The 8,139-nt window shown below is 61.2% G+C and carries 7 protein-coding genes; 6 read left to right on the forward strand and 1 reads right to left on the reverse strand.

The genetic code is table 11. The annotated features are described in order from the left end of the window. Positions 1-5: 5 nt before the first annotated feature. Positions 6-1,802 (reverse strand): heparinase II/III family protein, encoded by a 1,797-nt coding sequence (locus HX899_RS07675; RefSeq protein ID WP_181292063.1) that lies wholly within the window; start codon positions 1,800-1,802, stop codon positions 6-8. Positions 1,803-1,962: 160 nt separating this feature from the next. On the opposite strand from HX899_RS07675, the gene HX899_RS07680 reads away from it, so the two are divergent. The 6 genes from HX899_RS07680 to HX899_RS07705 are packed head-to-tail and all read left to right on the forward strand — an operon-like array spanning position 1,963 to position 8,115. Then, a complete protein-coding gene (locus tag HX899_RS07680) occupies positions 1,963-2,919 on the forward strand; it encodes a carbohydrate ABC transporter permease (protein ID WP_181292065.1) in 957 nt (318 codons plus the stop codon). After that, on the forward strand, positions 2,916-3,752 hold the full coding sequence (locus HX899_RS07685) for a carbohydrate ABC transporter permease (protein ID WP_138332606.1): 837 nt from the start codon (positions 2,916-2,918) through the stop codon (positions 3,750-3,752). Before HX899_RS07680 ends, HX899_RS07685 begins: the two co-directional genes overlap by 4 nt. Before the next feature lie 4 nt (positions 3,753-3,756). Further along, positions 3,757-4,929 (forward strand): glycoside hydrolase family 88 protein, encoded by a 1,173-nt coding sequence (locus HX899_RS07690; RefSeq protein ID WP_181292067.1) that lies wholly within the window; start codon positions 3,757-3,759, stop codon positions 4,927-4,929. Between the two features lie 15 nt (positions 4,930-4,944). Then, positions 4,945-6,054, forward strand: a complete 1,110-nt coding sequence (locus HX899_RS07695; RefSeq protein WP_181292069.1) for an ABC transporter ATP-binding protein — start codon at positions 4,945-4,947, stop codon at positions 6,052-6,054. Positions 6,055-6,074: 20 nt separating this feature from the next. Beyond that, on the forward strand, positions 6,075-6,800 hold the full coding sequence (locus tag HX899_RS07700; RefSeq protein WP_181292071.1) for a YesL family protein: 726 nt from the start codon (positions 6,075-6,077) through the stop codon (positions 6,798-6,800). Positions 6,801-6,840: 40 nt separating this feature from the next. Then, positions 6,841-8,115: a sugar ABC transporter substrate-binding protein gene (locus HX899_RS07705; protein ID WP_181292073.1), complete on the forward strand. Its 1,275-nt coding sequence runs from the start codon at positions 6,841-6,843 to the stop codon at positions 8,113-8,115. The last annotated feature ends 24 nt before the right edge of the window (positions 8,116-8,139 follow it).

Here is an 8,139-nt window from a genome sequence, read left to right on the forward strand (position 1 = left end):
CTGTTCTAGACGATCTGCAATCTCAGCAGCCTGCCGGCAAACGGCACGCGCAGCCGATAGATTTTCTCGGGCCATGCCGATCTCAGCCGGGCGTCGTCCACGCCGATCTCGTCGATTTCGATCTCGCCGGCGCCCTCGACGAAAATGCTGCCGAGGTCGGCCAGGTCGATCCTGTCCGGGCTGACGGTCGGCGCCAGGCATGTCATCAGCGACAGGACCGCCGGCTTGCCGCCGTCATAGGTGTCGACGATCTCGACATGGCGGCCGCGCAGCAGGGAAACGACGCGCCAATAGCTGTGCAACTGCGCTTCGGGGGGATAGGCGTCTGAAATATCGAGCGATATGCGCGCGCTCCCTTCGTCGAACCCGACCTCGACATCGCGCGCGCCAAAAGCTTCGCCAGCCAACTGCATGACGCCTGCAAATGTCGGCAGGTTGTGGAACGCCGACTGCATCGTCCATATCTCGTAGCGCCGCGCCGAAAAGGTTTTTGCGGTATAGGTCTCGACGCCGACATCGATCAGGAACGGACGTCCGTTCTTGTAAAGCGTCACGCTGCCGACATCGTTGTGGTTGTGGCCCTCGCCGTTGTTGCCGCCCTTGACCGCAAGCGAAAACTGCTCGTCGCGGGCGATGAACAGGCCGATGCCGGGATAGAAGATATCGCGCTGGGATGCAGGATGCGGCGGGGCGGCAGCGGGAAGCATCGGGCCGGCCAGCAGCTCCTGCACGCGATACCAGAGGTTCCATTCCCCAGGCAGGTGCGGATTGTCGGAAGCGGCTCTGTCGGACGCAGCGAACTCAGCCAGCATCTCAGAGCCGACCGCCTGTCCGAACAGGTATTCCCTCGCGCTACAGGGGTCGACCACCGCGGAGGAATCCGCGAAGTTGAAATAATAGCGGTCGGCCACATGCATATGGGCGATGTATTCGGCCATGTTGCGGATCTTCGGCTGCTGCCAGACCCCGGCGAACAGGCCGGGCGACACGGCGTCCAGGATGGTCAACGCACCATGAAGGCAGAGCGCGGCGTGGCGGTAATAGAGCACGCCCTCCTCGCAGGCGCCGTCCTCGGCATAGTCCTTCAGGAAGGCGTCGAGGCTGCCGAGCGCCTTTTTGACGACGGCGTGACGCGTGGGCTGATCTGTTTTCAGGGAGAAGACCGTCAACAGGACGTTCTGGCTTATCCATGCCGTCCAGTTGTTCATCCGCTCCTCGCCGCGGCCCATCCACCAGAAATGCCGGCCGAGATAGGGCGAGAGGATTCGGATCTCGATCTCGCGCTCCACGCGTGCCGTAATCTCGGGGCTGATGCCGTCGAGCTCGTCGCGAAACAATGCGACGACGGTGGCAAGCAGGGCGGCTGTTTCGGCGGCGAAGAGATCGACGACAGGCTGCAAATTGTCGGGAAGCGGCAGGCGCGCGCCGCTTCGTTCATAGGCGTTATGCGCCGGAAGCTGCCAGCCGCTCTCCTCCGCAATCAGGAAGATGCCGTCGACGATCTTCGGCAGGAACCGCGCCTTGCCTTCAACGAGTTCGCCGAGCACCAGATTGTTGAGCATCCGGCGCCGCGTGAAATAAAGCTCCTCGAAGCGCGCGCGGTTGCCCGTCGCGGTGTATTCCCGGTAATCCGAAGCCGTAATCAACGGCCAGGCGCGCGCAAGCGTCTCTTCGGCCTCGCCAATGACCAGCTCCCGTACCGCCTGCGGCACGGAGTTCCATCTGGGGCGATCGGAGCCGACCGCCCCAGGCGTGAAATCGCCCAGCACATCCGGCAGGTCCCCTGAAATCTCGCTGAACATGTCTCTCCCCGTACCGGAAAAGCATCGATGGGCGTTTGGTCTGCATGCTCACCTATCATATGTATTTTGCGCTTTCCATAAAATTCGTATGACCTGTTCAGAACTTGTTTGACCAATACCGGATATGTGCTATGTGGTTGCAGAGGAAGAGGAGGCATCGGTGTCCCTATCGAATTCGGTCATCGCGACGGATGGCGCTCCAGCAATCCCAAGCCGAAAAGTCGCGGTCTTGTCCAAGCGGCAGCGCAAGATACGCAGCGCGCTCGTCGCCTATTCCTTCATTGCCCCGAATTTCATCGGCTTTGCCGTCTTCACGCTCGGCCCGATCCTGTTCGCCTTCGTGCTCGCCTTCATGCATTGGGACGGCTCGAATGCGATCACCTTCGCCGGGCTGGATAATTTCTGGCGGCTCTTCGACGACAAGGCCTTCATCGCGGCGTTCTGGAACACGGTGATCTATACTGTCGCCTCCGTGCCGGCGACGCTCATCTGCGCGCTCGGCCTCGCCGTTCTCCTCAACCAGAAGATCGCGGGGCGCGACTTCTTCCGCACGGCGATGTTCTTCCCCTATGTCGCCTCGCTGGTGGCCGTCGCGGTCGTCTGGAACATGATCTTCAATCCCGAGATGGGACCGGTGAACATGATCCTCTACACGCTCGGCCTCGACCCCAAGAACATGCCGCGATGGGCGGCCGATCGCCACTGGGCGATGGTGACGGTGATCCTCTTCGGCATCTGGAAGAACATGGGCTATTACATGGTCATCTATCTGGCCGGCCTGCAGGGCATCAATTCGGAGCTCTATGAGGCCGCCGATCTCGATGGCGCCAATTCCTGGCAGAAGTTCATCCATGTCACCGTGCCGCAGCTCGGACCGACGACCTTCTTCGTGACCGTCATGCTGACGATCCAGTCCTTCAAGGTGTTCGACCAGATCTACATGATCACCCAGGGCGGGCCCGGCACCTCGACGCTCGTCCTCGTCTATCACATCTACAACGAGGCCTTCATTTCCTGGGATCTCGGCTATTCGAGCATGGTCGCCCTGGTGCTGTTTTTCCTCGTGCTCGCCGTCACCGTCTTCCAGTTCCGGCGCCAGAGGGAGGACGGTGAATGAGGGTCGCAGGACGCAAGGTGACCGTCAGATCGGTCGCGATCTACGCCATCGTCATCGCCGTCACGCTCATCATGCTGATGCCCTTCGCCTGGATGCTTTCGGCATCCCTGAAGCTCAGCCGCGACGTCTTCGCCTTCCCGATCGAGTGGATACCGTCCGAGCCGCAATGGCACAACTACGTCGATATCTGGACGAAGATCCCGCTTGCGCTCTTCATCTACAACACGTCGAAGCTGACGATCATCGTTACGCTGCTGCAGCTTCTGACCTCCAGCTTTGCCGCCTACGCCTTCGCCAAGCTGAATTTCCCCTACAAGAACACCCTGTTCCTCGGCTACATCGCCACCATCGCCATGCCCTGGCAGGTCTATATGGTGCCGCAATTCCTGCTGATGCGCGAATTCGGCCTCAACAACACCCATCTGGCGCTGATCTGCCTGCAGGCCTTCACCGCTTTCGGCGTCTTCCTGATGCGGCAGTTCTACATGTCGATCCCGACCGAGCTCTGCGAGGCGGCCCGCATCGACGGCATGAACGAGTACCAGATCTGGGCGCGCATCATGCTGCCGCTGTCCAAGCCCGCGCTCTCGACGCTGACGATCTTCACCTTCGTCACCACCTGGAACGATTTTCTCGGGCCGATGATCTACCTGACCAAAACAGAGCTGAAGACCGTCCAGATCGGCCTGCGCATGTTCATCTCGCAATATTCGGCCGAATACGGGCTTATCATGGCAGCCTCCGTCGTCGCCCTCATTCCGGTTCTCGTCGTCTTCCTCTCTCTCCAGCGCTTCTTCGTCGAAGGCATCGCCTCGACGGGACTGAAGGGTTAAATCCATGAACGCCGTCTCGTCCGTCGCCCCACAGCCGATCACCGACCAGGAGGTCAAAGCCGCGCTCGATCTTGCCGTCGGGCAGATCAGGCGCAACCTCCCCGAGTTCACCCATGCCTCGCAGAACCATTCGAGCGTCGGTAATTTCTATCCCGCCGTGGCGAACGACCAATGGACCGCGGGTTTCTGGCCCGGAGAGCTGTGGCTCGCTTTCGAGCACAGCGGCGAGGCGGTTTTCCGGGATGCCGCCCAGGTCCAGGTCCAGTCGTTCCTGCATCGGATCGTGAACCGCATCGAGACGGACCATCACGACATGGGCTTTCTCTATTCGCCCTCCTGCATCGCCGCCTGGAAGCTCGTTGGAGACAAGGATGGCCGCAGGGCCGCCATCCTGGCCGCCGACCAGTTGATCGAGCGTTTCCAGCCCATCGGCCAGTTCATCCAGGCCTGGGGGCGCAAGGGCAAGGCGGAGGAATACCGCTACATCATCGACTGCCTGCTGAACCTGCCGCTTCTCTACTGGGCGAGCCGCGAAACCGGCGATCCGAAATACCGCGAGATCGCGCTCATTCACGCCCGCACCACACTCGCCAACTCGGTTCGGCCGGACGATTCCACCTATCACACCTTCTATATGGACCCGATCACCGGAGCGCCGGTGCGCGGCGCCACCAAGCAGGGTTACAAAGACGACAGCGCCTGGGCGCGCGGACAGGCCTGGGCAATCTCGGGAATGGCGCTCTCCTATCGCTATGAGCGGATCGAGGAATATCGCCAGACCTTCGACCGGCTGCTCGCCTTCTATCTCAACCGGCTGCCTGCCGACATGGTGCCTTATTGGGATCTCGTCTTTTCGGACGGCGTCGGCGAGCCGCGCGACAGCTCGTCGGCGTCGATCACCGCCTGCGGCCTTCTGGAAATGGCCGATCTCGCCGAGCCGGAACCGGCAGCACGCTATCGCATGCTGGCGCGGCGCATGATGAAGAGCCTTGCGGATCATTATGCGGTCAAGGACCCCACGATCTCCAACGGCCTGGTGCTGCACGCCACCTATTCGAAGAAATCGCCGTTCAACACCTGCCGCGGCGAGGGTGTCGATGAATGCGTCTCCTGGGGAGATTATTATTACATGGAAGCTTTGACGCGCCTTTCGCGCAGCTGGTCTTCCTATTGGTGAATTCAGGAGAACCCGATGGCCAGCATTTCGCTTAAAGAGCTGAACAAAAGCTACGGTGCGCTCACCGTCGTCCACGACATCGACCTCGAGATCGCCGACAAGGAATTCATCATTCTGGTCGGCCCGTCGGGCTGCGGCAAATCGACGACGCTGCGGATGATCGCCGGCCTCGAGGAAATATCGGGCGGAGAGCTCAGGATCGGCGGCGACGTCATGAACGACGTTCCCTCCAAGGATCGGGATATCGCCATGGTCTTCCAGAACTATGCGCTCTATCCGCATATGACCGTCTACAAGAACATGGCTTTCGGCCTGCAGCTCAGGAAGGTATCGCGCGACTTCATCGATACGCAGGTGCAGGATGCCGCCAGGATACTCGACATCTCTCATCTCCTGAACCGCAAGCCGAAGGCGCTTTCGGGCGGGCAGCGCCAGCGCGTCGCGCTCGGCCGCGCCATGGTGCGCAATCCGGCCGTCTTCCTTCTCGACGAGCCGCTTTCCAATCTCGATGCCAAGCTGCGCGGCACAATGCGCTCGGAAATCACCAAGCTGCACAAGCGCCTCAACGCCACCTTCATCTACGTCACTCACGACCAAGTCGAGGCCATGACGATGGCGGACCGGATCGTCGTCATGAAGGACGGGCATATCCAGCAGGTCGACACACCGCAGAACCTCTATGACCGCCCCGTCAACATGTTCGTCGCCGGCTTTATTGGCGCGCCGCAGATGAACATGCTGCCCTCGACCATTCTGCGACGGGGCGATGGCTACGTCGCCGTCTTCGACGGCCGGGAACTGCCGCTGCCTGCCCATTTTGACAAGAGCAGGATCGCCCCCTACGAGGGCCGCGAACTGGTGCTTGGCATCCGTCCGGAGAATTTCCACGAGCTGCCGCCGGCCGACATCGCACCGGAGAACCTGGCGCCGCTCAAGGCGATCGTCGAACTTGCCGAGCCCATGGGCTCGGAAGTGCACCTGAACATGGTGGCGGGCGGGCGCAATCTGATCGCCCGGGTCTCGCCGCGCTACCGGCCCGATATTGGCGAGGAGGCGAGCCTGGTCGCCGATATGACCAATGCGCAGCTGTTCGACAAGGAAACGGAACGCTCGATTCTATACTGAGGCGCCTGCGGGAGATGGCTATGCAGTGGTTGCGGGACATGTGGACGAGGGAGGGACCGGGCATTCCGAAGGATGCGCCGAAGAGGACCGGCCTTGCCTTGTTCGCCGAGATCCTCGTCCGCGAGTGGTGGGAGATGGTCAAGCTGAACATCCTCTTCATCCTGGCCGCCCTCTTCGTCGTGACCCTGCCGGCAGCGCTCGCCGCCATGGCCCGGGTCTCGGTAGCCTTGGTGGAAGATCGCAACACCTATCTTCTCAGGGACTTCACGGAAGCTTTTCTGCGCTACTTCTGGCGCGCCACCGCCTGGGGCCCGGCGTTGGGCGGCGCGCTCGCAATCGGCCTCTATGCGATCGCCACCTATGCCGCAGGCGCACGCGACAATCTGTTGCTCAGCGCACCGCTGACGGTCGCCCTCGTCGCCACCGCCTATGTCGCGGTCCTCGCCTGCCATCTCATCGTTCTCATGGTGATGCGCGATCTGCCGGCTCTTAGGCTGCTGCGCCTCGCCGCGCTCGCCTCCGTCATCCGTCCGCTCCCGGCGCTTGCCGCGCTCGCCTTTGCCGCCAGCCTTTGGCTGGCGCACATCCTCTTCTATCCGGTTTCGGTGTTCATGCCGGCAACCTTCAATTTTTCACTCGGAATGTTCGCCGTCGCGTTCGGCGTCCATCGGGCGGCGGTGACGGTTCTAGACCTGCCAAACGCAACACAGCCGCACCGCGAACCGCATAGACGAGACGCTTCATAAAATAACTGATCCAGAGATGATCCAGGGAAGGAGAACGGGAATGTATTTGGATAAATTCGGGGGGTCGGTGAAACTTGCCGTGGCAGGTTTCACCTTGGCGGCGATGACGGCCGGGGCAGCGTTTGCCCAGGACGCCGTGACGCTCAAATGGGCTTTGTGGGATTGGGACAAGACCGCCTATTACAAACCGCTGATCGAGGCCTATCAGGCCAAGCATCCCAACGTGAAGTTCGAGCCGATGGATCTCGGCTCGCAGGACTACCAGCAGATGATCTCGACGCAGCTGACCGGCGGCTCCAAGGACATCGACATCGTCACCATCAAGGATGTGCCGGGCTACACCAATCTGGTGCGCGCCGGCAACATCGCCGATCTCAGCGGCTTCGTGAAAGATCAGAAAATCGACCCGGCTCCCTATGGCGGCCTGATCGAGGAGCTGACCATCGACGGCAAGGTCTACTCCCTGCCGTTCCGGTCCGACTTCTGGGTCGTCTATTACAACAAGGATATATTCGACAAGGCAGGCGTCGCCTACCCCACCAATGATATGACCTGGGCGCAGTTCGACGAAACCGCCGAGAAGCTTTCGGGCGGCATGGGCACCAACAAGACCTACGGCGCGCTTCTGCATACCTGGCGGTCGACCGTTCAGCTGCCCGCCATCCTCGACGGAAAACACACGCTTGTTGACGGCGATTACGGCTTCCTGAAGCCCTGGTACGAGCGGGCGCTGACCCTGCAGAAGGATGGCGCGATTCCCTCCTATGCTTTCCTGAAGACGTCGAACACACATTATTCGGCGCTCTTCTTCAACGGCACGATCGGCATGCTGCCGATGGGAACCTGGTTCGTCGGCACCCAGATCACCAAGGTGAAATCGGGTGAATCGAAGAGCAAGAACTGGGGCATCGTCAAGTTCCCGCATCCCGACGGTGTGGCAACCGGCACGACCGCTGCGCAGATCTCGGGCCTGGCGGTCAACGCCAATTCCGTTCACAAGGATGCCGCGCTCGATTTCATCAAGTTCGTCACCGGTCCTGAGGGCGCAGCAGTCATCGCGTCGACGGGCACCTTCCCCGCGCTCAAGACGGATGACGTTAGCGCCCAGATCGCGGCAACACCCGGCTTTCCTGAGGATGCGGCCAGCAAGGAGGCGCTGAAGCCGTCGAAAACCTACCTGGAGATGGCGGTCAACCCGAACGCGGCCAAGATAGAGGTCGTGCTCAACCGTGCGCATGACGCGATCATGACCGACAGCACCTCCGTCGATGACGGGCTGAAGGAAATGACCGAAGGCGTGAAGGCGATCAAGTAGGCGTCCAGAAATGTCGACGGGGGG

Source organism: Rhizobium sp. WYCCWR 11146 (genome assembly GCF_013591995.1).
Taxonomy (GTDB): domain Bacteria; phylum Pseudomonadota; class Alphaproteobacteria; order Rhizobiales; family Rhizobiaceae; genus Rhizobium; species Rhizobium indicum.